Below are 26,688 nucleotides of genomic sequence, written 5' to 3' on the forward strand. Positions count from 1 at the left end.
AGACATAAAAAAACCCGAGCCTAAGCTCGGGTTCTTCTAATGCTTTGTGGCATTAACTAAAGTCGATATTACTCAACGATAGTTGCTACAACACCAGCACCAACTGTACGGCCACCTTCACGGATAGCGAAGCGTAAACCTTCGTCCATCGCGATTGGGCAGATTAGCTCTACAGTCATCTTGATGTTGTCACCAGGCATTACCATTTCTACGCCTTCTGGTAGCTCAACGTTACCTGTTACGTCAGTTGTACGGAAGTAGAACTGTGGACGGTAGCCTTTGAAGAATGGCGTGTGACGACCACCTTCATCTTTAGAAAGTACGTATACTTCTGAAGTGAACTTCGTGTGAGGTGTGATTGAACCAGGCTTCGCTAGTACTTGACCACGCTCAACATCATCACGCTTAGTACCACGTAGTAGTGCACCAATGTTCTCACCCGCACGACCTTCGTCTAGAAGCTTACGGAACATCTCAACACCCGTACAAGTTGTCTTCGTAGTTTCTTTGATACCTACGATTTCAACTTCGTCGTTCACGTTGATGATACCAGCTTCAACACGGCCTGTTACTACTGTACCACGACCCTGGATTGAGAATACGTCTTCGATAGGCATGATGAATGGCTTATCGATATCACGCTCTGGCTCTGGGATGTAAGAATCTAGTGCTTCTGCAAGCTCAACGATCTTGTCTTCCCACTCTTTCTCACCTTCTAGTGCTTTAAGCGCTGAACCTTGGATTAGTGGTAGGTCATCACCTGGGAAGTCATACTCTGAAAGTAGTTCACGTACTTCCATCTCTACTAGCTCTAGAAGCTCTTCGTCGTCAACCATGTCACATTTGTTCATGAATACGATGATGTAAGGTACACCAACCTGACGAGAAAGTAGGATGTGCTCACGTGTTTGAGGCATAGGACCGTCAGTAGCAGCAACTACTAGGATCGCGCCGTCCATCTGTGCAGCACCAGTGATCATGTTTTTAACATAGTCAGCGTGTCCTGGACAGTCTACGTGTGCGTAGTGACGAGTCGGTGTATCGTACTCAACGTGTGAAGTTGAGATTGTGATACCACGCTCACGCTCTTCTGGAGCGTTATCGATTGATGCGAAGTCTTTTGCTTCACCACCGTATACTTTTGCAAGTACGTTAGTGATTGCTGCTGTTAGAGTTGTTTTACCGTGGTCAACGTGGCCGATTGTACCTACGTTTACGTGCGGTTTTACGCGTTCAAACTTTTCTTTTGCCATGACGGAACCTATCAGTTTTTGTGTATCTAGATTACATATAAAAATAACCCGCCATATGCGAGCTAAGATTATTCTTTCAGTTATTTAATGACAAATCAAAGGAAGTATTTGAGAAGATTCTTAAGACTGGTGCTGATAGGCAGATTTGAACTGCCGACCTCACCCTTACCAAGGGTGCGCTCTACCAACTGAGCTATATCAGCACACCAGAATACTGGAGCGGGCAGCGGGAATCGAACCCGCATCATCAGCTTGGAAGGCTGAGGTAATAGCCATTATACGATGCCCGCTTTAGGAACCTGTTCTTAACTACCTCGAACCGTCAAGAATAAAGTGGTGGAGGGGGCTGGATTCGAACCAGCGAAGGCAGTGCCGTCAGATTTACAGTCTGATCCCTTTGGCCGCTCGGGAACCCCTCCACGAAAAATTCTTTCCTAAAGCATCTGCAGATTGCAGTGTAAAAAATGGTGCCGACTATCCGAGTCGAACGGATGACCTACTGATTACAAGTCAGTTGCTCTACCAACTGAGCTAAGTCGGCACTGCTTTAGTACGGGGCGAGATTCTAGAGCAAGGTTTCGGGCGATGCAACAACAATCTGCAAAAAAATGTGAAAATAATGCTTAAGTGCTCAGATTTACGGCAAAAACGCGCTAAAACATTCAAAGTTGAATGTTTTTACGCCAAAACTGTAGTCCCTGAAAGACCAAAAAGTCATGAAACAAAGTCTCACATTCAAGCTGCTGAGATATAAATTCACCGTATCCGCCTGCACAAATCACGTTAAGGTCATGTTTATCACACTCTAAGCTTGCTATTCCCGCATACACAGCCCCCAATGTTGCCACCAAAGCGCCATTTTTGACCGCATTAGGCGTATTCTTACCCAGTTCCTGGGTATATAAGCTTTGCTCATCACTGAATACTTTTTGCGTATTACTCACCACACTGCTGACCATCATATCCAACCCCGGCAGTATCCAGCCACCCAAATGCTGGCCACGGGCGCTAAGCACATCTACTTTGGTGGCGGTGCCCGAATCAACAATGACACAATGCTTGTTAGGATATAAATAATGACATGCCACCACAGTTAACCAGCGATCGATCCCAAGGTTTTGATATTGTGTATACGCACAGTGTAATTGGCCTAACACAGGTGTTACATAAGCGTGAATAATTGGAATGTTCAACTGCTGCGCTTTGACGGTGTAGGGAGTTAATTCATCTGACTTTCCGACTTGTGCCACCAGCACCTCGCTGAGTTTCCCCCACGGAATATCGCTTTGCGCTATCACCTTTATAGTTTGTTGCTCAGCCAAGGCTAACTTGACCGCGGTATTGCCCACATCTATTAACAAACGCATTAGTCGCCCTTACGCAATGATATTTCACCACCAAAATAGCTTTTTAATTCACCATCCTGACGTAATACAATCCCGCCTTGTTCATCGATACCTTCACACACTCCACGCCACTGGCGTTGACCAGTACTAAGTGTAACAACTTCTCCTGCAAAAGCATTGAGCGCGTTCCACTGCACTTTCATCTCAGCCAAACCTGTTTTCTGGTATTGCGCCAAACGCGCAGTCAAGCACTGGGTGAGCACAGCAACCAGTTGATTTTTATCCAGTGTTCCGATATGACTCGACAAGTCTGTCCAAGGTTGGTCGATATGAGATGAGGCGCCATCTGGCATGAGCAAATTAATACCTATACCAATCACTAGGTGACAAGGGCCTTCTACTTGACCATCTAACTCCACTAGCACCCCAGCGAGTTTCTTGCCATTTAGGTAAATGTCGTTTGGCCATTTGAGTGATACATCGAGTTGATACAAAGACTTCAAAGCATCATATACCGCTAACCCCACCGCAATAGATACCCCCATGGCAGCTTGCAAACCATCATCTAATCGCCAGTAGTAACTGTAATAAAGGTTTGCGCCAAAGGGGGATTGCCATGTACGACCGCGCCTACCTCGACCGGCTTGTTGCATTTCCGCCGCTAAGATCTGCCCCGAAGCCATCGGTCGCTTTGCTTGCACACGGCGCATTAACTCACTGTTGGTTGAATCAATCACCGCAGCCACTTCTATTGGATTATGGCACTGTAACTGAGTGAGGTGCTGACTTATCTGCGCTTTATCCAACAAAGGTAAACTGTGGTTAAGGCTGTAGCCCTTGCCACTGACGGTAAATATATCAATTCCCATCTCTTGCAACGAAGCAATATGTTTTGACACCGCCGCTCGGCTAATGCCTAACTGTTCTCCCAACAATTGGCCAGACACAAACCCACCTTGGTTGAGTGCATTCAAAACCGCAAGCTTGTTACCTTGAAGCGCTTTAGTCATTCATGACTCCCTGAATGTGTATTTCGTCATATTGGCCCATCAGACGTACTTCATGCTCCAAACGGACACGGAACTGACCCCAAACCTGTTGCTGAATATATTCTATCATGGCTATCAAATCTTCTGCGCTGCCTTTACCTTGGTTCACCAACACCAGAGCCTGCTGCTGATAAACAACAATATCGCCAATTTGGTGGCCCTTGAGGCCAAGTTGTTCTATTAACCACCCCGCAGCAATTTTTTGCTGCTGCGGGTCAACATAATAAACAGGCATATTTGCAAAGCGCTGTTTGAGCACAGCTACCATCTCATTGCTGACAATAGGGTTTTTAAAAAAGCTGCCCGCATTGGCCAGTAGCTGTGGATCTGGTAGCTTACTTTGTCGGACATTGATGACCGTGTCACACACTTGCTTGGCTGTTGGTTGTTGCTCATGAAGAGCTTGTAATGGACCATAACTTAGCTGCGGCCGCCATTGCTTATTCAATCTAAGTCCCACACGCGTGATCACAAAGCATCCTTTGCGTGCATGTTTAAACACAGAATCACGATAGCCAAATTCACATTGCTCATTACTCAGCTTGACACATTGCTTTGTTGCAATATCAAAGCCCTCAACGTACTCAACAAATTGTGCTAATTCAACGCCATAAGCGCCAATATTCTGCACGGGGGCCGCTCCTACGGTGCCAGGGATTAACGCTAAGTTTTCTAACCCAGCAATATTTTGCTCTAGCAAATAGATGACCAGCGCGTGCCAATTTTCTCCTGCGGCCACTTCTACCAACCAGTTGTCACCGCGTTCTTCAATTGTGATGCCTCGAAGCGCAATCTTCAGTACGGTGCCGGCAAAATCATCGACAAAAATGGTATTACTCCCTTCTCCAAGCAAACAAAATGGCTTTGAGAAATCAATACCTTCAAGTTGGTGCCAATCACTAATAGTCACTAGCTGATGGCATTGACTGGGTAGGGCAAATGTATGTAGAGACTGTAAAGCGTGCACTGCATGGCCTTAACAAATAATTTCAATAGCGCTAGTTTACCCGATCACTTAACTGGGCGCATCCATGTGTGATCTTAACCACAAGCGTGTTATAACATGACCACAAACACTCCATAACGAGCAAGGATTTTATGAAATTAACAGCCTTCGCGACCAGCCTTGCGCTGGCGGGACTCTCACACTCTGTCACAGCAACTCAAGCAGTAGACCAACACACCTACGCCAATCTCAATGATGTAATCTCAACTCATCTGCACCTAGATTTGGACGTAGACTTTGCCGACAAACAACTAGAAGGCTTTGTTGAGCACACTTTGGAGTGGAAAAATAGCAAAGCTCGCACTTTGGTACTTGATACCCGTGATTTAGAAGTCGATAAAGTGATGTATCAAGGTCGTGATGGCAAATGGCATAAGGCCAGCTTCACACTTGCCAAACGTGATGATGTAAAAGGCGCTAAGCTGACAATACGTTTCAAAGAACAAGCAAAAAAAGCGCGCGTTTATTATAACAGCCTGCCACAAGCATCTGGCCTACAGTGGCTAACACCCATCCAAACAGCCAGCAAAACACACCCGTTCATGTACAGTCAGTCTCAGGCTATTCATGCCCGCAGCTGGATCCCTGTGCAGGATACGCCAGCCATGCGTGTCACTTACTCAGCTCGCATCAACACTCCGAAAGACGTGCGAGCGGTTATGAGTGCAGATAACTCGGGCGCACTTATCAAAGACGGCGATTATTGGTTTGATATGCCTCAAGCTATCCCGCCGTATTTAATCGCTATCGGTGCGGGCAACCTTGAATATAAAGAAATGTCTCACCAAACGGCAATTTTTGCTGAGCCGCAAATCTTGGATGCCTCGGTTGCGGAGTTTAATGACACGCAAACCATGATCAACAAAACCAATGCTATGTACGGCGAGTATGCATGGGGTCGTTACGACTTGTTAATGCTACCACCAAGCTTTCCATTTGGCGGCATGGAAAATCCACGTTTATCCTTTATCACACCAACGGTTGTCGCCGGTGATAAGAGTTTGGTGAATCTAATCGCCCATGAACTGGCTCATTCTTGGTCTGGTAACTTGGTTACCAACGCGACATGGGAAGACTTGTGGTTGAACGAAGGTTTTACGTCGTATGTTGAAAACCGCATCATGGAAGAAGTATTTGGTCGAGAACGTGCGGTCATGGAGCAAGCACTAGATGCAGCGGGTTTACGCGCACTACTCAAAACGATCGCAGCACCCGACACACGCTTGAACCTAAAGCTTAATGGTCGCGATCCTGATGATGCCTTTAGCTCGGTACCTTATACCAAAGGTCAACTGTTCTTAATTTACCTAGAAGAACAGTTTGGTCGTGAAAAGTTTGATGTGTTCGTCAAAGAATATTTTAAAACTTACGCGTTTAAATCGTTAACTACTGCAGAGTTTGTTGAATACTTAAAAGTAAATCTACTTGAGAAATACCCAGGTGTTGTTAGTTTGGACAAGGCCAAAGAGTGGATCTTTGAACCTGGACTACCCAGTGATGCCCCTAACCCCACATCCGACGCATTTGAAAAAGTCGATGCTCACACACAGGCTTGGTTAACAGGAAAACAAGATTTAAGCAGCCTCCCAACCGACAGTTGGACGGTTCACGAGTGGTTGCACTTTATCAACAACTTACCTCGAGATCTTGCGCCAGCCAAAATGACTGAGTTGGATAAGGCATTTAACCTAACCCAATCTACCAATGCGGAACGCGCATTTGCTTGGTACATGCTGGCTGTAGGCAATGGTTATGAAGCCATTTATCCTGCTTTGGACAAACATCTAACGGGTATTGGTCGTCGTAAGTTGATTGTTCCTCTATACAAAGCACTGGTTAAGCATGGTAAGCGTGACTGGGCTTACAAGGTGTACCAGAATGCACGTCCGGGTTATCACCCATTAGCACAAGGCACAATTGACGCGATTTTTGAGTAGTAAACGACGCGAAAATTATAGATTAGAAGGGCCACTATTGGCCCTTTATTTTTTCTAGAAATGCGGCTCTTTGTGCATCGTTTGCTTGTTGCCACCAAAATTCCAACATAGAGTACGCATCGGGATGAGATATGCCTTTTGCAGGTCTATCATTAGGTGGCGCAACGGGTGTTGAGGCCGTAGGAGCAAGTTCTCTCGCCGTCACCGGTCGTTCTTGGGAAAGGTTTGGACGAAACTTTAATGTCTCAAGCTCGACAGCTTGTCCACTCGGAGTTTGCAACGAAGCACTGGGATGTTTCGCAAATTGCTTAGCCAAGTCGACACTCTCAGGGCGTTGAAACAACACCTGATAATCGCCCTCTTCTGTCAGCTCCACAATCACCCAAAACGGGTTAGACTCAATCACCTCATGCTCATCATAGTTTAACTCATATAAGTCGTTGTATTTTAATTTTAAGATGTGACGACCCGGCGCAAGTTCTAGCTCAGTAACTTTGCTAAATAGCGAATGTTCGACTTCTTGTTCATTCACTTGCAAAGGGTACAGTTCAGACGAAAAATTGACCGTTGTACTGCCTGCATAGGCAAAGTTGAGTAATGTAAGTAGCGTAATGAATAAACCATATATCTTAACAGTCATGTTATATCCTTCAATTTTATGGCGATGTGTACATTTGCAGTTTGACAGGCAGTGTAAACTTTGTCATTAGTGTAACCATTCAACCTTAGTATACCCACCATGCCGTTCAATGATTGAAATCGAGCATGTATTTAGTAGGATCTAACATGACAGATAGCACAATTTTCGACAAAATTATCAACAAAGAAATTCCAGCCGATGTTGTTTATGAAGACGAGCACACTCTCGCCTTTAAAGACATTAATCCTCAGGCTCCGTTCCATGTGTTGGTGATCCCCAAACAGCGTATTGCGACCATTAACGATGTAAATGAAGAAAACGCCCACCTTGTTGGCAACTTATATGTTGTTGCGGCAAAACTTGCCAAGCAACACGGCTTTGCCGAAGATGGCTACCGTGTGGTGATGAATTGCAATGAGCATGGCGGACAAACGGTGTATCATATTCACTTACACATGCTGGCTGGGCAGGCAATGGGGTGGCCTCCGTATCAAAATAAGAAAAAAGAACTATTCTAAACTATTCTTTGTTAAATAAAGTAAACAGTTAAGTTATTATACGGGAAAACAAAACTGTATTCATATCAAAAGGTTAACATTTTAATTTGATAATATGTTACTGCTCATGATCTTACCTAGCAGTAACATATAGCAAATACTTCTATGCTTTGATGAAAATACTAATACAAAAGGGCGGAACCTCATGTTAGCATTGAAGTATCAGTTTGAATGAGAGTGTTAGTATCAATGAGCAGTTCTGCCTTTTTGTTATTAGATAAAAATCCAATTAATACCATAGGTATAAACGTGCTTCAGCCATTGCTCAAAACGCAAGGGCTAGAAGTTATTACCAGTACCAACATCGAAGATGTACCGGAAGGAACAAGAATCCTATTTATCGAAACATCACCCAAAGATGCATGGAATACGCTCAAAGAGCAGCTCTCTAGGCTACAAGTCAATTGTGACATCGTTCTTTTCAACCTTGATGAAAACCCTGAGCTGGCTAACAGAGCGCTGCTAAGTGGTATCCGTGGTGTTTTTTATACCACCGACAACGCAGATGTATTGATGAAAGGTATCCGCCTGCTGATGGAAAACCAGCTTTGGTATCGCCGAGAGATCATGTGTAATGCGCTAAATCGTATGTTGCAATTTAATAAAGATGCACTGCATAAACTTACAGAAGGTGACATCGAACCAGTAAAACTCACTAAACGAGAAAAGGCAATAATCTCTTTGATGAGTAAAGGTGCTAAGAACAAAGAAATTGCCGAAGATCTAAATATCAGCCCGCATACCGTTAAAACTCACTTATATAGTGCTTTTAGAAAAACCAAATGCCGTAACCGAATCGAGTTGCTGTCTTGGGCTCAGCAAAATATTCCTGATGAAATTCGCTAAGCAGCAATTTTATCAATTGTGTTATTAAAACAGTCGCTTTGGCGGCTGTTTTGCTTCTTTACTCCCCCACCACAAGTCTCTATGCTAACCAATTAAGTACCTAACATAATAAATAAAAAAATATGTTTGATCCGAAAACTCTGTACATCACCAGCGCAGCGATGATGGCAATGATGGTATTGCTTAACTTTCTCACTTGGCGAACGAACAAAGATACACCGGGCACCTTGCTCTATATATTTTACCCGCTTGTTCTATTTGCTGCGGTGATCGGGTTTTCTGTACACAGCCAGCTGCACCTATGGCAAAGCATTGGCTTTGCAAACGCGTTATTATTTACTGCCTCAATTATTCACGGCTTTTCAATTTCACAGTTTCTGAATTACAAGGGCGTAGAACTTAAGCTATTTCTAGGCATCACCGCCATACTATTTGTCGGGTTAGTTTACTTTAGTGCGTTTGATGACAATTTGCGTTACCGCATTTTGGTCTCAGATCTACAGCATATCGCTGAAACCATTTTTTTGCTTTACTTGTTTTTACGCTTTGCTCGTCCTTTGTATCCAAATGGCACGATCGTTTATACCATTATTTTGTTGCTGGTAATGAGCGCGTTTACGGCGCGTACCTTCTTAATGGGAGACGTCACCCAATTCAGCCTGCTGGATGACAACTGGTTTGTCACCACATTATTTATTAACGGCGTGTTAGCGCCCATATTTTACGCCACAGGTATGGCACTGCTATGTAATGAGAAACGTGAATTAAACCTTAATCAACTCACAGAAAAAGCGCAAAAAGATTTGGAGATCAGAGGATTGTTTTTGTCTACCATCAGCCATGAGATCCGCACCCCGTTAAATGGTATTTTAGGCAGTGCGCAGTTGGTACTTAACCGTACCACCAATCACCGTAATAAGGCTTACTGTGAAGCCATTATTAATTCCGCTGAATCGCTTAATTTACTGATAGATAAAGTTCTAGACTACGCAAGCTTAGATCAGAGTGACGAGGCCTTATATGAAGAAGATGTCGAATTAAAAAGTTGGCTAAACAATTTGTGCTTGCTACTTAGTCCACTTGCAGAACAGAAAAAGCTATCGTTTGAGCTGATTTATGATCTACCTGAGCAAGCCTGCTACTACTGCGACCAACAAAAACTTAGGCAAATTGTGATCAACCTAGTCGGCAATGCCATCAAGTTTACTGATAAAGGAAGCGTTAAAATCCGTGTTGAGTTGGTCAAAGAAACCAATATGGATCATACCGTTCGCTTTAGCGTCATTGACTCAGGCCCAGGTATCGACAAAGAAGATATCGATAAGTTAACCGAGCCGTATGTGCAAAGCAGCGCTGGAAAAATTAAAGGTGGCACAGGGCTTGGGCTGGCAATTACCAGCCGTTTGCTAGAGCGTTTGGGTTCAAAATTAAACATTAAAAGTGCGGTGGGCCAAGGCAGCGTATTTAGCTTTGATGTGACCCTGACATTAGGCGAGCTAAGCCTCGTAGAGCAGCGTCATCATAACCCAGACTGTATTATTGGCCTCAATGTGCTATTGGTAGAAGATTTAGATTTAAACCAAAAGATTGCCATTGAGTTTATGGCCGCCGACGAACATAAAGTTAAACTTGCCACCGATGGTCAAAGCGCCATGACACTGTTGCAGCAACACCAATTTGATGTGGTACTTTTGGATATGAACCTGCCAGATCTGACAGGTCAAGAGGTCATGCGTAAGCTGAAAAATATTGAACATAAAAACAAACGCACACCATTTTTAGCGTTCACCGCCAGCCTCAGCCCAGATGAAATCAAAGAATATTTAGCACTGGGGATCAAAGATATCGTTGGCAAGCCCATTAAACAAGAAAAGCTCCGACAGGCACTAAGTGACTCACAAAGCGCACAGAAACCCAACATCAGCATAGAGCTGACTGATACGCTGTATGATGACACGGCCGTTAATTCGCTGAAAAGTGGTTTTAGTGAAGATGAAATCTCCTCGGTGTATAATGAATTTGTTTTGTCGGCCCGCAATAAACTAATCCACATTCAGCAGTTAGAAGGGGTCAACAACGACCAGTGCATTAAACTGCTACACCGTCAAGCGGGCACCGCTTTGCAACTAGGCTTTAACCGCTATGGCCTAGCACTAAAAAAAGTTGAGCGCCGCTTGCTTGATGGTAAATCCAGTGATGGAGAGCTCACCCAGGCTATGAATTTATGGCAGCAAAGTTTGGAAGCCTATTTAAGCTTTATAAGAAAGAATACCTTAGGCTAATTTCGAGCGGACGTGAGGTGTAGATTTATCACTCACCTCACACAGCATTTCATACTTTTTGGCTAGCAAACGACTTATCCCCCAGCTTATTTGCCTATTTTTTAGACACTATTTTCTCGACGCAAACAAGAATTGTTCTACACTTTCTATCAGTCAGTTGTTTAGTTGATACTTCTAAAAATTGGTAACAAGGAATATGTTATGCGCAACTTAATCAAGCATTTCACCACGCTTAACTTAACAAAAAAGCTTACTATTGCGTTTTTATTGGTTGCACTTTTCCCCACTGCAGGCATTATTGCCATCGCGCTGTATCACTCTTCTTCAGCACTCCAAGAGCAGTCATACGCACAACTTGGCGCAGTCAGCGAAGTTAAAAAGAATGCGGTACTTAGGTACTTTGATGGAGTACGCGATAAACTACAAATGTTAGCCATCAACCCACACACAGCCAAAGCCGCCGAATCTTTTACCTATGCTATCGCCAATTTAGACGCACCAACCCATATTCCGCAAAACCTACGTAGCTTTTATCAAACCCAGTTCACGGATAAGTTTATCGAACAAAACCCAGAGAAGATGCCACCTGAGGGACTACTAGATACGCTCTCACCCGAGGGAATTGAGCTGCAAACACGATATATAGCAAACAATACCTACCCACTAGGCGAAAAATCGCGATTAGTCAGCACGGGCCATTTAGACAATTATGATCTCGCTCACCGTGAGTTTCATCAGTACTTCAATGAAGTTTCTAATGTGTTTGAGCTATACGATTTATTTATCATCGACAACCATACGGGCATCATAGTCTATTCAGTTTTCAAAGAATTAGATTTCGCCACATCTTTGCTTAATGGCCCTTATGCCGAGAGTAATTTAGCCAAAGTATTTAGCGCCGCCAAAGCGCTAAAAGGCGAACAAACATATGCTTTTGCAGACTACGAACAATACCTCCCCTCCTACAATGCGCCAGCGAGTTTTATTGCCGCTCCCATTGATATTGCAGGCACGGCAGGGGCAACTTTGGTGTTTCAGCTTTCTGTAGAAGCGCTCAATAGTATTATGACTGAACGAGAAGGACTTGGAAAAAGCGGCGAAACCTATTTAGTTGGACCCGATGGCTTGATGCGTTCTGACTCTTATTTAGATCCCCTCGATCATTCAGTGGTTAATTCTTTTAAACACCCTGAAAAAGGCAGAATTGATACTGAGTCTTATCACTTGGCTATTGCAGGCCAAGAAGGTCAAAAGTTAGTCACCGATTACAACGGTCAAAGTGTGCTTTCAGCTTATACCCCAATCAACATTATGGGCGTACAATGGGCATTACTGTCAGAGATAGACGAAACCGAGGCGTTTGCCGCCATCACTCAGCTGACTCAGGTGCTCGCCATCATGCTGCTAGTCTGTATCGTGGTCATCATCGTTGCCGCCATGTGGTTTGCTAAAACGCTCACTAAACCTGTTCATGCACTGGTTTCTACCATGCGCCGAGTTGAGCATGAAGGGGATTTCTCTTTGCGGGCGCCCGTCTCTACCAGCGATGAAATTGGCGAGTCAGCTCAGGCATTCAATTCTATGCTAGACGCGCTACAAGTTTCATTAACTGCGACTAATCGCGTTATGAATAAAATGGCTGATGGTTGTTTTTCAGACCGCATAAAAGTTGAATGTAAAGGCGAGCTTGACGTACTAAAACAGGCCACTAACCACTGTGCTAGCACTTTAGAAAGTGCGATTGGCGAAATTAATAACATCATCAAATCAATGTCTGAGGGGCAGTTTGATGGCCAAATCCATGCAACCATGTCTGGAGATCTCGCAAAACTCAAAGACAACGTGAACTACTCACTCTATTCGCTGGATAACACCATGAACGCCATAGTTCATGTTATGAAGAACGTTGAACAAGGTAACTTCAAGGAACAAATAAATATAGAAGCAGGTGGCAAGTTAGAGCAGTTGAAAAACTGTGTGAATAATTCGGTGCAGAGCCTATCTGGCGCGGTTGATGATGTAAGCAAAGTAATGAGCGCTATCCGCAATGGTGATCTCACCAAGCGTATTAGTTTGCCACTACAAGGACAATTAGAAACCTTAAAAGATGACATCAACTTCAGCGTCACCAACCTCGCCGAAGTGATAGAAGATATTTGTAGTGTCATGGCTTCGGTCAGTCAAGGAGATTTCAAGCATGTCGTAGAGTGCGAAGCTCATGGTCAACTCGGCAAACTTAAAAAAGACATCAACCTGTCAATCGAGTCTCTTGATGTGGCCGTCAGCGAGATTTCATCGGTAATGACAGCCATCAGCTATGGTCGTTTTGACCGAACCATCGAATCCTCAATGAAAGGCCAGCTACATTCACTCAAAACGGATATCAATCGTTCGGTTAACAACCTCAGTCAGGTCATTGCCGAGCTCGGCAGTGTGATGGCAGCAATGTGTGAGGGGAACTTCAGCCTCCAAATTCATTCCGATTTACAGGGCGAATTACTGCAACTGAAAGAGGATGTGAACGGCTCCACGGCTGTGATCAACGACGCGATTAGTGAAGTAACGCAAGTATTGAGTGCCTTAGCAAAAGGTGACTTAACCCATACCATCAATGGCGATTATGAAGGCGTATTCAGTACTTTGAAAAGCGATGTGAACGCCACAATCGCTAAACTCACTGAGGTGATTGAAAGTATTCAACAAACTGCGAGTAACGTATCACAAAGCGCTTCCGAAATTGCTGACAGTAACACCGAGATCAGTGCTCGCACAGAGGAGCAGGCTGCTAACTTAGAAGAAGCCAGTGCCAGTACCAGTCAAATGCTGGATGCATTAACCCAAGTCTCGACCCAATCTGGTACCGCCGTAAAACTTGCCCACCATGCAGAAGAAACGGCCAAAGAAGGTGGTGAGCTGTCAAACGAGACCGTTGATGCTATCCACGAAGTGGACAAGGCGAGCAAGAGTATTAATGAGATTGTCTCTGTTATTGATGGGTTAGCGTTTCAAACCAACTTACTCGCACTCAATGCCGCTGTTGAAGCCGCAAGAGCGGGAGAAAACGGAAAAGGTTTTGCTGTGGTTGCCAATGAAGTCAGAGAACTGGCAGGGCGTAGTGCTGCATCCGCTAAACAAATCAAAGAAATTATCGCTAATAGCAATGAAAAAGTAGGCCAAGGAATTGAAATGGCCAATAGCTCAGGGCTGAAGCTTGAGCAAATCGTCTCGGCAGTCTTAGAAGTCAGTGAAACCATCGTGAAAATCAATCACTCCACCACCAGTCAACAACACGCGATTAAAGAAGTTGACCAAGTGGTACAGCGGCTCACTGATTTAATCCAAGAAAATTCAGCAATTACCGAAGAGACAATGGCTGCCGCCAAACAAATGGCTGAACAATCTCACGAAATGCGTCGTCTGTTGGAATATTTTAATTTAGCCAAAGACACGCCCCAAGCGACTTTATTGGTACACCAGTACAACGCCTCTTAACCATGCCCTCACTTTTTATAAGTGAGGGATGCAACTAGATGTTGAGTGTGAATGCGTCTGCATCTAAGTGTGCAGGAAATCGCTCTCTAAATTGGGCTAACTTGTCATGCTTTAGAGTGACAACACATACACCTTGGTTGTCATCTTTAACCTGACAGATTGGCTGCCCAAGGTAATCATACGCTGCTGTACCGCCTGAATGTGCCACGCCGTTACCGTCGTCACCAATACGATTACATGCTAACACATAGCATTGGTTTTCTATCGCCCGAGCGATTAATAGCTGATCCCACGCATAACGCCTAGCTGCAGGCCAGTTCGCGACGTTTATCATCACATCATAATCATTTAAACTGCGCTGAAATACAGGAAAACGCAGGTCATAACAGACCTGAGGTAGGATCTTAAAGCCGTTGACTGTGAATATTTTTCTTTGTGTGCCAGCGACTACGTGTGCTCCTTCGTTCCCTAAGCAAAAAAGGTGGCGCTTATCGTAAAACTCATAATGTCCATTCGGCCAGACCCAATAAAAGCGGTTTGCTTTTTTATCCGCTTGTTGTACCAACACCGAACCTGCAACCACTGCATTTAAGCGTGCAGCGGTGCATTTCATCCATGTAAAGATCGGCCCTTCTTCTGGCTCAGCCACATCAAGGTTTATCGCGAACCCTGTAGCAAACGTCTCCGGCAAGACCAGCAAATCGATTGACTCATCCAACGTCAAAAGCGCATCAAGATTAACTAGGTTTTGTGTCACGTGGCACCAGTGTATATCGCTTTGAACCAATGCAACTTTTAAGCTACTTGCTATAACTGACATAACTTCTCCGCGGCTTTCAATAACGTTTCAGTATGCTTGGCAAAACATAAACGGATAATTTTATCACCCGGTGGGGTCTCATAGAAAACACTTAACGGAATGGCTGCAACCCCCATCTCTTTGATCAAGTATTCACAAAATGCCACATCATCAAGCTGTGAAATCGCTGAATAGTCCAATAATAAGAAGTACGTTCCTTCACTGGCTAACACTTTAAAACGACTGCCCTGAAGTGCCTCAACCAATACATCACGTTTTTGTTGATAAAACATAGCAAGTTCATCAACATGTTCGCCATGTTCACGCAGCATATCGGTCAGTGCAAACTGCGCTGGCGTAAAACTTGAAAATGTCACGTACTGGTGAACCTTACGAAATTCTTCGCTTAGCTTGGCTGGTGCAACACAATAGCCCATTTTCCAACCAGTACAATGAAAAGTCTTACCGAAACTGGAGATCACAAAACTACGTTCAAACAATTCTTTATCCGCCAATGCACTTAAATGTGGCTGGCCATCAAACGTGATGTGTTCATACACTTCATCACTGATAAGCAATAAATCGTGCTCAATCAGCAACGACTTCAACGCGGTGATATCTTTATTAGTCAAGATCTTCGCGCTGGGATTGTGCGGTGTATTGATAATAATGGCGCGCGTTTTATTAGTCACCTTACTCGCTACAAGCTGCCAATCGATACGGTAATCTGGCGAGCGAAGCGCAATATGCACCGCTTTGCCACCAGCTAATTCTATCGCTGGTGCATAGCTGTCATATGCAGGGTCAAAAATAATGATTTCATCTCCCTGATGCGTTATTGCCTGTATTGCCACAAACAGCGCTTCAGTCGCGCCACTGGTCACTGTCACCATGGTATCTGGGTCGAGAGTGTGCGCGTAACGTCGCTGTACTAAACTGGCAATCTGCGCTTGTAGACCTGCAATACCAGATGAAGGTGCGTATTGATTCAAGCCAGAAGCAGCATAATGCGCTAACTGTTTTTTAAGAAAGTCTGGCGCATCAAACTCAGGAAAACCTTGAGATAAATTAATCGCCTGATACTGGTTTGCCAGTGCACTCATTTGACTAAAAATACTGGTGCCTAGATGTGGTAATTTACTTTCCAATGTCCTTCTCTCTTTGATGATGGTGCAAAACTAAAAGCGATGTTATCATTACACGAATAGATGTATAGCCGTCTAAATATTTTTTATTTCTTCGCCAGAACAAGGTAACACAGGATGAACAATGATGCTGCTAAATCAGCACTAATTGAAACGGGTAAATGGGTAAGTCAACGCGGATGGGTGCCCGCAACCGGTGGTAACTTTTCTATCAAAACGCAACACGGATTTGTCGTCACCGCCAGTGGCTATGACAAAGGCCATCTAACGTGTGAACATTTCTTGGAGCTAGATACGGATGGAAAAGTCATATCAGGTCAGGGAAAACCTTCCGCTGAAACCGCCCTACATTTGAAGCTATATCAACTCGTACCTAAAACTGAGTGCGTATTACATACCCACTCTGTCGCTGCAACTGTGCTATCTCGATTTGAAACAGGTCAGGTACTGACCATCAACGGCTACGAAATGCAAAAGTCTTTGTCGGGAATACACAGCCATCACACACCGTTGAAAGTTGCGATATTCGATAACGACCAAGACATTGCAAGACTTGCCGGGTGTGTTGCCGAGTATCATCAGCACAGCCCTATTCACCACGCAGTGCTGATCCGAGGGCATGGATTATATGCTCTGGGTAGCAGCGTAAACGAAACACGCCGCCATATCGAAGGGCTAGAGTTTTTGTTCGCCTGTGAACTGGAAAGAATTAAGTTGGAGTCAACAAAATGATAAAGGCCATTGTGACGGATATTGAGGGAACGATTACACGCATTTCATTCGTCAAGGAGATATTGTTTCCATACGCTGTAAAGCACCTCGAACACTTTGTAAGAACACATCAGCAACGCGAAGATGTACGTGCACAAATTCATGCGGTTCGCAACGAATTAGATAACCCTGATGCCAGCATTGATGAAGTTATAGCCGCATTGCTAGGGTGGATAAAAGCAGATAAAAAAGTGACACCATTGAAGCAATTACAGGGTTATATTTGGCAATCAGGTTATGAAGAAGGCGACTTTACTGGCCACCTCTACCCTGATGCTTACGAGTTTCTGTGCGCACAAAAGGCCAATGACGTTGCTTTGTACGTTTATTCTTCTGGCTCGGTGAAAGCACAACAGCTGCTGTTTGCCCACTCTGACTTTGGCGATATACGCCATTTGTTTAGCGACTATTTCGACACCAGAGTTGGCGCAAAGCAACAACCACTATCTTATCAAGCCATATTAGCTCAGCTTCCTTATCCACCTGAGAAGATCTTATTCTTGAGCGATGTTGTTGCGGAGCTGGATGCAGCTAAAGCGGCGGGTATGAAAACACTACAACTTTGGCGCGATGCTCAGCCACAAAGCGAGCATCACCCTGTCATTGAAAACTTTAATCAATTTGAGGCGAGCAAACTATGAGCCATCTCAAGGTTTTTTTAGACAAGCAACCTGATACAGCACAGCTCAGTACCGCGGATGCCACACTCATTCAACAACACCTAGAAGCGGTAGGTGTGAGCTTTGAGCAGTGGCAAGCCTCACAGGCTATTGTCGACGATATGAGTGAAGCGGATATCAAGCAAGCTTACCAGCAGGACATTACGCGCGTGCAAGCGGGTGGTGGCTACCAAACTGTCGACGTTATATCGCTTGCCAAAGGCAATCCGAATGCAGCACAACTCAGAGAAAAGTTTTTATTTGAACACACCCACAGCGAAGATGAAGTAAGGTTTTTCGTTAAGGGGCAAGGCTTATTTTGTCTGCATATAGCGGATAAAGTTTATCAGGTACTGTGTCAACAAGGTGACTTGATCTCTGTGCCCGCCAACACTGCACACTGGTTTGATATGGGCAGTGACCCTGAGTTTACTGCCATTCGCTTTTTCAACAATGAAGCGGGATGGATCGCACAAAGCACAGAATCTAACATTGCCAAGCACTTTCCCACCTTAGATTAACAGTCTTAAAAAAGGCGACTCATGGTCGCCTTTTTGCTATTAAAGTTTTAGATTTTTATTTAAGAAAGTCAGCACTGTGTCGTAATATTCTTGACGATGCTGGGCTTTATAAAATCCATGCCCTTCACTTTCTAACAACATGTATTCGTAGGGATGATCTGCCTCTTTCAATGCTTCTATCAAAGATTCAGCTTGTTCGATTGGCGCTCGTCTATCCTCACCACCATGCACAATCAATACCTTGGCCTTGAGCTTATCGGCATTGTAGCTAGGTGAAAACGCTTTATGTACCTTAGGATCGCTGCCAAGCACTTGCGTCAAATAAGTGCGTCCCGTTTCATGCTCTGAAATATCACCTTCTTCAAACATCAGTGGTAGGTCATATACGCCAACAACACCTATCGCACATTTAAATAACTCTGGTGCCAAAATAGAGCTTTGTAACGCAGAATAACCACCAAAGCTGGCGCCCATAATACACATATTCTCTGGATTGACGTAGCCTTGTTCAACGACGTACTTAGTTCCATCGATGATATCAAACTGAATTTCGCGACCCCATTTTTGATGTCCGGCTCGTTCAAACGATTTACCATAGCCACCCGAGCCTCTAAAGTTTACCGTCAATACGGCTATGCCTCGGCTGGCCAGCAGTTGTGTATCCGCGTTAAAGCCCCAAAAATCACGCGGACCATGTGGACCACCGTGAGGCATCACCACGAGCGGTAAATTTTTCGCAGCTTTACCCTTTGGCGAGGTTAAATAGCCATGAATTGTCATACCATCACGAGCCTTGAATGCAATTGGTTTCGTTGCTGACATCTCTTGCGGTTTGATCCACCCTCGCTCTGAGAATAGGAACTTTAGACTTTTCTCTTTCTCACTATACAAATAGTATTGTCCCGGATCGGTATCACTGTATGCATACACCACACTGTGTTTGCCATCTCTACTAGAGCTGAAGATATGCACTTGTGAATTCGGTAAAGCGGCCAATAACGACTTGAGTTTAATACTGCTTTTTGAATCACCATCAATAAACGCGTAGCTGGGATACCCAGCTTCTAGCTCAACGGCGTAAACCTCTTTACTAGTAGGGTCGACCCAAACAGAGGTTGGCGATACCACATCATCTTGAAATATTAAGCTGGTTTTGCCTGTCGCTAAATCAAGTTTATACAAGCCTTCTGGTTGACCATTTTCGCTAGCGCTAAGAAATACGTCTTTTCCTGACGCACTAAACGCTACAGGTATAATGTTACGTAACGCGTTGTTTTTAAGTTTTAAAGGTTGCCACTCTCCGCCCTCTGGAGCGCGTACAAAGAATTCAAAGTCCACGTAGTTTTCAGTAGAAGAGACAACTCGTACATTGCCCTGTCTATCCGTTAAAAACCAGCCGCTTTTATGTGGTGAACCTGCAACTCGCTTTCTATATCCAGTATTAACATTCACCTCATAGACAACGGTTTTTGGTTCTTTAACATTATTCCATGGGCGGGTCACAATCAGGATGTGATCCTCATCATGCTCCAAAGGGTCTAGAATAAAAGAAGTTCCGTACAAAGGAGTAGCCTTACGCACCGCCGATCCGGTTTGCATTTCTCCTTTGTAGCCAACAAGATAGCGTTTTCTACTACCATCAGCGTTCATCGCGAATAGCTCACCATAGTATTTAGGAAAAGACTGCCACCCCCTGAGATACTGCTTTTCCATAACTAAACGATCATCGCCAGACCATTCATAGCGGCCCACTTGCGCATTTTCACTAAAGTTGACGCCGCTGATAATTTTGCTCTTTTTAATATCCAATACATACAGATTATTCTTGCCGTCTACTTTTGAGATAAAAGCCAAATATTTTCCATCAGGTGATATTTTTACATTCCGGTAGGCAAAGTCTTTACTGAAGTGCTCAATGGGGATAACCGGTGATGCTTGTGCCACACTTAGCCCACTCCAGATCATTAAGCACAAACACAGTTTAAAAATTTTATTCATGTCATCCCTTTCAGTAATTGTTAATTTTTGGTGATTGTACCTTTATTTGAAAATACCAGCCAGCACATCTTGCTGCGAATATACCCCACTATTTAACACCCAACCTGTTACAAGATTGGCAGGCGTCACATCAAACGCGGGGTTGTACACCTTCGCTTTACTCGGTGCCCACTGACACGCACCAAAACTGCCACTTACGCCGATAACTTCTTGCGAGTCTCGTTGCTCAATTGGAATGGCTTCGCCATGTGGGCAAGTCCTATCTAAGGTTGTCTCGGGCGCAACTACATAAAATGGGATCTGATGATATTTTGCTAACACCGCCAAGTTATAGGTTCCCACTTTATTGGCAAAATCACCGTTGGCTGCGATGCGGTCTGCGCCAACAAAAATCTTGTTTACTTGTCTAGCGCGCATCAAGCTGGCCGCCATGTTGTCGCAAATCAGTGTGTAAGGTATCTCCCATTGCGCCAGCTCATACGCAGTCAATCGGCCTCCTTGTAATAAAGGTCGAGTCTCATCAACCCAGACGTGAATGTGCTTTTGCTGTTGATGTGCCTTGTAGATCGCCCCCAAAGCGGTGCCAATTCCCGCGGTGGCAAGCGCTCCGGTGTTACAATGGGTGAGAATATTATCTCCTGGATTCACCAAATCGGCCCCAAGGGTTGCCATCGCCTCACACAGCGCCACGTCCTCATTGAATAACTGCTCTGCCATACCAACGAGTGCACTTACATAGTCTTCTTGCACTAACGCGATACGCATTTTAGCCATGCAATACATCAGATTAACCGCGGTCGGTCGGGTCGCTTCTAAGTCATCAATAGCCTTGGCTAAGCATTCTTTGCTATCGCCCTGCTCGGCTAAATGCGCCACCAATAAAGTCGCCGCCAAGCCAATTAACGGTGCGCCGCGCACTTTAAGAGACAAAATAAGTGATTGCATTTGCTTAACACTGGTACAAACGTGCCAATGCTCTTGATGTGGAAGCAAGTATTGATCTAACACCGATAACTCGTTGTTTGTGTATTTTAAACTGCGCGCAAGTAAGGTCTGCATAACTATTCTCGGACAAAACAAGTGTGACTATTTTACGCTTTTAGATTGAGAAGTATAGACATCTAAACAGATAAAAGCATAGAATGCTGGAAGTGTATTTCTATTAAAGGCCGCATATCATGGTTGACTACACCGCTTTCGATAGCGCTCAGGCACTTGAATATGTAAAAAACCAGACCAACTTTTTCGCACCAGAGGCTGAACTTACATGTTACGAGTTTGGTGATGGCAACCTGAATCTCGTATTCAGAGTTCACGATGAGCAGAGCAATAGCGTGATCTTAAAGCAAGCACTGCCATATGCGCGCTGTGTTGGCGAATCATGGCCACTGACGTTAGAGCGTGCTCGTATTGAAGCCAGCGTGCTTGTCAGGCATGGCGAAGTATGTCCGCAAACTACAGTCAAAGTGCTACATCGAAATGATGCACTCGCTATCACTGTGCTAGAAGATTTAGGACACATGCAAATTTTGCGTGCACAGCTATGTGAAGGCCACACCTATACAAATTTGGCCACTGATGTTGCCGATTACTTAGCAAAGACTAGTTTTTATCACAGTGACTTCTATCTGCCCCCAGCACAAAAGAAGGCCCTAGTGACAGAGTTCACAAACCCTGAGCTTTGTGCAATTACGGAAGATTTGTTTTTTGACGATCCCTATCGCTACAGCGAACGCAACAACTATCCAGATGAGCTACAACCGCAAGTCACTGCGTTACAAAACAATCAGGCTGTGAAACTGGCCGTAGCTGAACTTAAAGCCAAGTTTCTCAGCTGTGCACAAAGTTTGCTCCATGGAGATGTGCACACTGGCAGTATTTTTGTCGATCAAACCAACACCAAGCTGATTGACCCTGAGTTCGGTTTTTTTGGGCCCATTGGGTTTGACTTGGGTTCATTTATTGGCAACCTGCTGCTCAATTATTGTGCTCAGCACAAACGAATTACAGAGTTACCAAAGCGAAGAGATCTTCATGCATATCTGCTAAACACCATCCAAACCTGTGTTGCCCAGTTTGAGCAGACTTGGTTGCACCTTGCAAAAACTCAAAGCCAAGATCTATCATTGCAAGCCGAAGGCTACGCAGAACGCTTTATCAATCAGGTGTTACGCGATGCCTATGGTTTTTGCGGTACGGAATTGATCCGCCGTACCATAGGTTTGGCACATGTTGCTGATATTGAGGATATTGAAAATCCAGTTGCGAGACTGGAGGTGCAAAAACAAGCACTCTTGTTGGGTGAACAATTAATCTTACAAGCGCCACATTGCAACACCAAGGAGGACTTGTCGCAGCTATTGATTAGCTTATTGTTATAAGCTTCAAACTCTGTGTAAAAAAGCAGCCCGAAGGCTGCTTTTTAATTGTTCGTGCCGAGCTGTGTCAGTGTACGCTCAATATATCGGTTAATTTGTTCTTCCAAAACATACAGTGGAATTGAGCCGTGGCGTAGCACCTGGTAATGAAACTCTCTCAAATCGAAGTGCTCACCTAGCTTTTGCTCGGCATCTGCACGTAATCGTTTAATCGTCAGCTCACCAATTTTGTATGATAAAGCCTGAGCTGGCCAAGAAATGTAGCGGTCAGTTTCGGTTTTCACATTGTGCAAAGACAGCGCGGTGTTATCACGCATAAAGTTCATTGCCTTTTCACGGCTCCAACCGTACATGTGCATACCTGTATCAACAACCAAACGCGCAGCACGCCACATTTCATAGGTCAAACGGCCAAAGTTACTGTATGGGTCTTGATAAAACCCAACCTCTAACCCTAGGTACTCTGAGTAAAGTCCCCATCCCTCACCGAATGCAGAAATATATTCATTGCGTCGATATCTCGGTAAATGGTCCATTTCTTCATTTAAAGCAATTTGCAAATGATGACCGGGTACAGCCTCATGTAGCGTAAGCGCTTCGAGCACGTACAATGGACGCTTATCTAGGGCATAAGTATTTACCCAATAATAACCCGCTTCTAAATCGTTGCTGGCTGGGTAATAGCGCCCAGTTGTGTATTTTGGTGCAATACTCGCAGGTACCGGAGCGACGCCATACGGGCGTCTTGGTAAGGTGTGGAAGAGCTTAGGTAATTGGGCATCAATACGCTTTGAGATAAAGGTTGCTTCTTTTAACAACTGCTCTGGTGTGGTGGCATAAAACTGGGGATCCGTTCTAAGAAACTGTGTAAATTCGGCGAACGTACCTTTAAAACCGACTTCTTTAATGATCGCTTCCATTTCGCCGCGAATTCTAGCTACTTCTTGCAAACCAAGTTGGTGGATCTGCTCTACAGTCATATCTGTTGTGGTGTAATGTGCAGCACGGTTCTCATAGTACGCTTGACCGTCTGGTAAATCTTTAACCGCAATGGTATCGCGTGCAGCAGGGAGGTACTGTTCGGTGAAAAACTTAAGATAGCTTTGGTAGGCAGGCATTACCTTCTCTTTTATCACAGTCTTAGCTCTGGCTTGTAGCTTGGCAAATTGTGTTTCAGAGAGCCTGGCACTATTTGTTTTAAAAGGTGAATAAAATGCCGACTGAGTCACATCATCAAAAATAAACCCACTAATTGAGCTTTCATAGCCTTGAAGAACCACTTTGGGTAATACACGTCCCGTTGCTATGCCCTTTCGCATCCAGGCTATGTTTTGTTCAAAAAAGCGTGGAATATCATCCAACCGAGACAAATACAATTCGAAGCCACTGGCATGACTAAAATCATTTGATCCAATTGCCTCTATGGCAACTCTAGAATGGAAGCCACCTTCTGAGGTCAGCGGCATATAGTGCTTTTTAAAGCGATACTCATCGACTTTATTTTGTATTTGTGCGCGTAAAATCGTCAGGTTGATCTGATTCTCGTCGTTGAGCTGTGATTCAGGTATGTTGTCTAAGCGTGACAAAAACGCCTGACGGCGACGATACTGATCCGCTAAAGCATCCTCGCTCAAATTAGGTAGATAATAAGCCATATCCAATGATTGATTTTTATACGGCTCTATTTGCTTGGTATATAATTCCACCTCTTGTGCAAGCTTTGTAAATTCACTATCCGCAGATTTTGGTGTGAGTTTACAACCAACTAACAAAGCACTTAGCAATACTGAGCTTAACAATAACGCAAAGTTTTTAACCACTTTCTTTTCCTACTCTGGGGCATTTCTAACGACTCTAACCGAGCCTATACACTCACTGCAAATAAAAGAGTTCAATCCCTTAAATTGCAATATGGAGAAATAGCAGGCAAACTAAGAAAAATTGCTGATAAAAAAATCAAACAGTCGCATAATTTTAACTTTTCTATTTCAAATATGCGCTTTTTGCTTTTTAATACCCGTTGCACCCAGTGCTTTGATTAGTATTATAGCGGTGAGACATAACCCAGCCTGATAGGGGGTAGTCGTTCAACTCAACAGATAGTTCTATTATTGCGGTAAATGAAATGATATTCCATGACTCCATGGCTAATGCACAAGAAAAGATGACACAGGTTTGCCTGTTTTTAGAGCAGTATCATTTGCCACCTACGCCTATGAACTATCACGTCGCATACACCTATATCAGTAAGTGTGATACAGCACTCAATAAAGCGCTTGACGATGCAATCAACAGCAAGAAAACCATAGATAGCATTTATATCGAAAACTTGTACTTTGAATACTTAAACCCAGGCCACAAAACCGAAACCGAGTTATTACAAAGTGTCGATGGTATTCTCACCAACCTATCAAAAACAACACACGAGTCACATAAACAAATTTCCAGTTTTGCGCAATCTATCAGTACCTGTATACAAACCCTCGATGAAGGTAATGTTGCAAAGAGTCGCAAAGCGATAGTACAACTCAGCCAGACCACAGAAGATCTACTGCAACAACATCAAGTGTTTAAAGCACAGATGAAAAAAGCCCGTTTAATGTACGTAAAATCTCAACAACAGCTACAGCAACTGCGTAGGCAGCATATTATTGACCCTCAAACAGGGCTTTATAAGCGTCACTATTTAAACCAGCAAACGCAAGCTTGGATGGCAAAAGACAAATCAATTTGTGCGATTGCCATTCAAATCACAAACCTTGATGACTTTACTCAGCAATACGGGGACCTTGTTGGCGATGTGGTCCTAAATCGAGTCGCCAAAAAAGTACAAAAATATGTGTTTGAAAGTGGACTGCCCGGACGTACCCGCAAACAGGAATTTACCGTTCTATTGGCCGATATTGAGCCAAGTACGGCTAATGTGATCGCTGAAAAAATCAAAAAAGGAGTCGACAGACTCAAGTTTGTCAGCACAAAAGGCAATAAAGAGTTGCCAAAGATTGAGCTTGCGTTGGGTATAACCAAACGATATCAAGAGCAAAATTTCGACGAACTAGCACACAAAGCGCATTTAGCGGCACACAAAGCACATCTTTGTGGACAAACAAGCTTCATTGCCCCTTAATCCAAGCATCATCACGATTTTGTTGGATAAATCAGCCAAATTCTACTGCGTATAAATTGCACCTGAGTCACGCAATCAAGTACACTAGGGCATAACTTTGCTTAACCGCCCATTCAGAGATGCACCATGAAAGAGTCGCAACAAAACACCACAGATTTCGGTTATAAAACGGTCGCCCGAGAAGAAAAAGCTTCAATGGTGGCGGATGTATTTCATTCCGTAGCTGCCAAGTACGACATTATGAATGACCTGATGTCGTTCGGCATTCATCGCCTGTGGAAACGTCAAGCCATCGCTTGTTCTGGCGTTCGAAAAGGGCATACAGTATTAGATCTTGCCGGTGGTACGGGTGATTTAACCGCTAAGTTTAGCCAACTTGTGGGAGATACCGGCCGCGTAATTCTGGGTGATATTAATGACTCCATGCTAAAAGTTGGCCGCGATAAATTGCGTGATCTTGGGCTGGTAAGCAACATCGAATATGTACAAATGAACGCGGAAGCTTTGCCTTTTCCAGATAATAGCATTGACGTAATCACCATTGCATTTGGACTACGTAACGTCACTGATAAAGACGCCGCGCTCAGGTCAATGTATCGCATATTGAAACCAGGCGGTCGCTTACTGATACTAGAGTTCTCAAAAACTGACAGTGAAGCCCTGTCAAAGATCTATGATTTCTACTCATTTAACCTACTACCGACTATGGGCAAATTGGTAGCCAACGATAGTGAATCATACCGCTATCTAGCGGAGTCAATCCGTATGCACCCAGATCAAGAAACGTTGAAAGGCATGATGGAAACAGCAGGCTTTGAACAAACCAGCTATCAGAATATGACCGGCGGTATTGTAGCACTTCATCGCGGTTTTAAATACTAG

At 44.2% G+C, this 26,688-nt stretch carries 21 protein-coding genes and 4 tRNA genes; 11 read left to right on the forward strand and 14 right to left on the reverse strand.

Annotation, left to right across the window (positions count from 1 at the left end; genetic code table 11):
• Positions 1–68: 68 nt before the first annotated feature.
• From tuf to murB, 8 genes are all read right to left on the reverse strand, one after another.
• Positions 69–1,253: an elongation factor Tu gene (gene tuf, locus BET10_RS00230; protein WP_070982779.1), complete on the reverse strand. Its 1,185-nt coding sequence runs from the start codon at positions 1,251–1,253 to the stop codon at positions 69–71.
• Between the two features lie 127 nt (positions 1,254–1,380).
• Positions 1,381–1,456: transfer RNA gene (locus tag BET10_RS00235), tRNA-Thr, on the reverse strand.
• Between the two features lie 12 nt (positions 1,457–1,468).
• Positions 1,469–1,543, reverse strand: a tRNA-Gly gene (locus BET10_RS00240).
• Positions 1,544–1,587: 44 nt separating this feature from the next.
• A tRNA-Tyr gene (locus tag BET10_RS00245) sits at positions 1,588–1,672 on the reverse strand.
• Positions 1,673–1,718: 46 nt separating this feature from the next.
• Positions 1,719–1,794 (reverse strand) — tRNA-Thr (locus BET10_RS00250).
• 121 nt (positions 1,795–1,915) lie between these two features.
• Entirely contained in the window at positions 1,916–2,620 is a 705-nt protein-coding gene (locus tag BET10_RS00255; protein ID WP_070982815.1) for a type III pantothenate kinase, read from the reverse strand.
• A complete protein-coding gene (gene birA, locus BET10_RS00260; RefSeq protein ID WP_070982816.1) occupies positions 2,620–3,609 on the reverse strand; it encodes a bifunctional biotin--[acetyl-CoA-carboxylase] ligase/biotin operon repressor BirA in 990 nt (329 codons plus the stop codon). The genes BET10_RS00255 and birA overlap by 1 nt, the downstream gene beginning before the upstream one ends.
• Positions 3,602–4,615, reverse strand: a complete 1,014-nt coding sequence (murB, locus tag BET10_RS00265; protein WP_070982817.1) for a UDP-N-acetylmuramate dehydrogenase — start codon at positions 4,613–4,615, stop codon at positions 3,602–3,604. The genes birA and murB overlap by 8 nt, the downstream gene beginning before the upstream one ends.
• A 131-nt stretch (positions 4,616–4,746) precedes the next feature.
• Here murB and BET10_RS00270 point away from each other — a divergent pair, with 131 nt between their 5' ends.
• Positions 4,747–6,591: a M1 family metallopeptidase gene (locus BET10_RS00270; protein ID WP_070982818.1), complete on the forward strand. Its 1,845-nt coding sequence runs from the start codon at positions 4,747–4,749 to the stop codon at positions 6,589–6,591.
• A gap of 34 nt (positions 6,592–6,625) precedes the next feature.
• Here BET10_RS00270 and BET10_RS00275 read toward each other — a convergent pair whose 3' ends face one another.
• A complete protein-coding gene (locus BET10_RS00275; RefSeq protein ID WP_070982819.1) occupies positions 6,626–7,231 on the reverse strand; it encodes a DUF2057 domain-containing protein in 606 nt (201 codons plus the stop codon).
• A gap of 146 nt (positions 7,232–7,377) precedes the next feature.
• Between BET10_RS00275 and BET10_RS00280 the strand changes: the two genes are divergently transcribed.
• The 4 genes from BET10_RS00280 to BET10_RS00295 all read left to right on the forward strand — a co-directional run bounded on the left by BET10_RS00280 (position 7,378) and on the right by BET10_RS00295 (position 14,408).
• Entirely contained in the window at positions 7,378–7,749 is a 372-nt protein-coding gene (locus BET10_RS00280; protein ID WP_070982820.1) for a histidine triad nucleotide-binding protein, read from the forward strand.
• 228 nt (positions 7,750–7,977) lie between these two features.
• The gene (locus BET10_RS00285; protein ID WP_070982821.1) at positions 7,978–8,634 is read left to right on the forward strand and encodes a helix-turn-helix transcriptional regulator; all 657 of its coding nucleotides are present in this window, start codon (positions 7,978–7,980) and stop codon (positions 8,632–8,634) included.
• A 122-nt stretch (positions 8,635–8,756) separates the two neighbouring features.
• Positions 8,757–10,916 (forward strand): ATP-binding protein, encoded by a 2,160-nt coding sequence (locus BET10_RS00290; RefSeq protein ID WP_070982822.1) that lies wholly within the window; start codon positions 8,757–8,759, stop codon positions 10,914–10,916.
• Positions 10,917–11,117: 201 nt separating this feature from the next.
• A complete protein-coding gene (locus BET10_RS00295; RefSeq protein ID WP_070982823.1) occupies positions 11,118–14,408 on the forward strand; it encodes a methyl-accepting chemotaxis protein in 3,291 nt (1,096 codons plus the stop codon).
• Between the two features lie 34 nt (positions 14,409–14,442).
• On the opposite strand, the gene BET10_RS00300 is transcribed toward BET10_RS00295, so the two are convergent.
• Together BET10_RS00300 and BET10_RS00305 are read right to left on the reverse strand one after the other, a co-directional pair.
• Positions 14,443–15,228, reverse strand: a complete 786-nt coding sequence (locus BET10_RS00300) for an amidohydrolase (protein WP_070982824.1) — start codon at positions 15,226–15,228, stop codon at positions 14,443–14,445.
• Positions 15,216–16,355 (reverse strand): methionine aminotransferase, encoded by a 1,140-nt coding sequence (locus tag BET10_RS00305; RefSeq protein WP_083330375.1) that lies wholly within the window; start codon positions 16,353–16,355, stop codon positions 15,216–15,218. The genes BET10_RS00300 and BET10_RS00305 overlap by 13 nt, the downstream gene beginning before the upstream one ends.
• Positions 16,356–16,469: 114 nt before the next feature.
• Here BET10_RS00305 and BET10_RS00310 point away from each other — a divergent pair, with 114 nt between their 5' ends.
• From BET10_RS00310 to BET10_RS00320, 3 genes are read left to right on the forward strand one after another with little or no spacing between them, the layout of a single operon-like run.
• Positions 16,470–17,084, forward strand: a complete 615-nt coding sequence (locus BET10_RS00310; RefSeq protein ID WP_070982825.1) for a methylthioribulose 1-phosphate dehydratase — start codon at positions 16,470–16,472, stop codon at positions 17,082–17,084.
• Positions 17,081–17,764 (forward strand): acireductone synthase, encoded by a 684-nt coding sequence (mtnC, locus tag BET10_RS00315; protein WP_070982826.1) that lies wholly within the window; start codon positions 17,081–17,083, stop codon positions 17,762–17,764. Before BET10_RS00310 ends, mtnC begins: the two co-directional genes overlap by 4 nt.
• Positions 17,761–18,303 carry a 1,2-dihydroxy-3-keto-5-methylthiopentene dioxygenase gene (locus tag BET10_RS00320; RefSeq protein ID WP_070982827.1) on the forward strand — a complete coding sequence of 181 codons (543 nt, stop codon included), beginning with the start codon at positions 17,761–17,763 and terminating at the stop codon, positions 18,301–18,303. Before mtnC ends, BET10_RS00320 begins: the two co-directional genes overlap by 4 nt.
• Positions 18,304–18,342: 39 nt before the next feature.
• On the opposite strand, the gene BET10_RS00325 is transcribed toward BET10_RS00320, so the two are convergent.
• Entirely contained in the window at positions 18,343–20,301 is a 1,959-nt protein-coding gene (locus tag BET10_RS00325) for a S9 family peptidase (RefSeq protein WP_070982828.1), read from the reverse strand.
• A gap of 42 nt (positions 20,302–20,343) precedes the next feature.
• Complete coding sequence (gene mtnA, locus BET10_RS00330) at positions 20,344–21,360, reverse strand: S-methyl-5-thioribose-1-phosphate isomerase (RefSeq protein WP_070982829.1); 1,017 nt, start codon at positions 21,358–21,360, stop codon at positions 20,344–20,346.
• A gap of 119 nt (positions 21,361–21,479) precedes the next feature.
• Between mtnA and mtnK the strand changes: the two genes are divergently transcribed.
• Entirely contained in the window at positions 21,480–22,682 is a 1,203-nt protein-coding gene (mtnK, locus tag BET10_RS00335; RefSeq protein ID WP_070982830.1) for an S-methyl-5-thioribose kinase, read from the forward strand.
• A gap of 41 nt (positions 22,683–22,723) precedes the next feature.
• Here mtnK and BET10_RS00340 read toward each other — a convergent pair whose 3' ends face one another.
• On the reverse strand, positions 22,724–24,499 hold the full coding sequence (locus BET10_RS00340) for a DUF885 domain-containing protein (protein WP_070982831.1): 1,776 nt from the start codon (positions 24,497–24,499) through the stop codon (positions 22,724–22,726).
• A gap of 305 nt (positions 24,500–24,804) precedes the next feature.
• Here BET10_RS00340 and BET10_RS00345 point away from each other — a divergent pair, with 305 nt between their 5' ends.
• A complete protein-coding gene (locus BET10_RS00345; RefSeq protein ID WP_070982832.1) occupies positions 24,805–25,806 on the forward strand; it encodes a GGDEF domain-containing protein in 1,002 nt (333 codons plus the stop codon).
• Between the two features lie 126 nt (positions 25,807–25,932).
• Positions 25,933–26,688, forward strand: a complete 756-nt coding sequence (gene ubiE, locus BET10_RS00350) for a bifunctional demethylmenaquinone methyltransferase/2-methoxy-6-polyprenyl-1,4-benzoquinol methylase UbiE (RefSeq protein ID WP_070982833.1) — start codon at positions 25,933–25,935, stop codon at positions 26,686–26,688.

The organism is Pseudoalteromonas amylolytica, assembly GCF_001854605.1.
GTDB classification, from domain to species: domain Bacteria; phylum Pseudomonadota; class Gammaproteobacteria; order Enterobacterales; family Alteromonadaceae; genus Pseudoalteromonas; species Pseudoalteromonas amylolytica.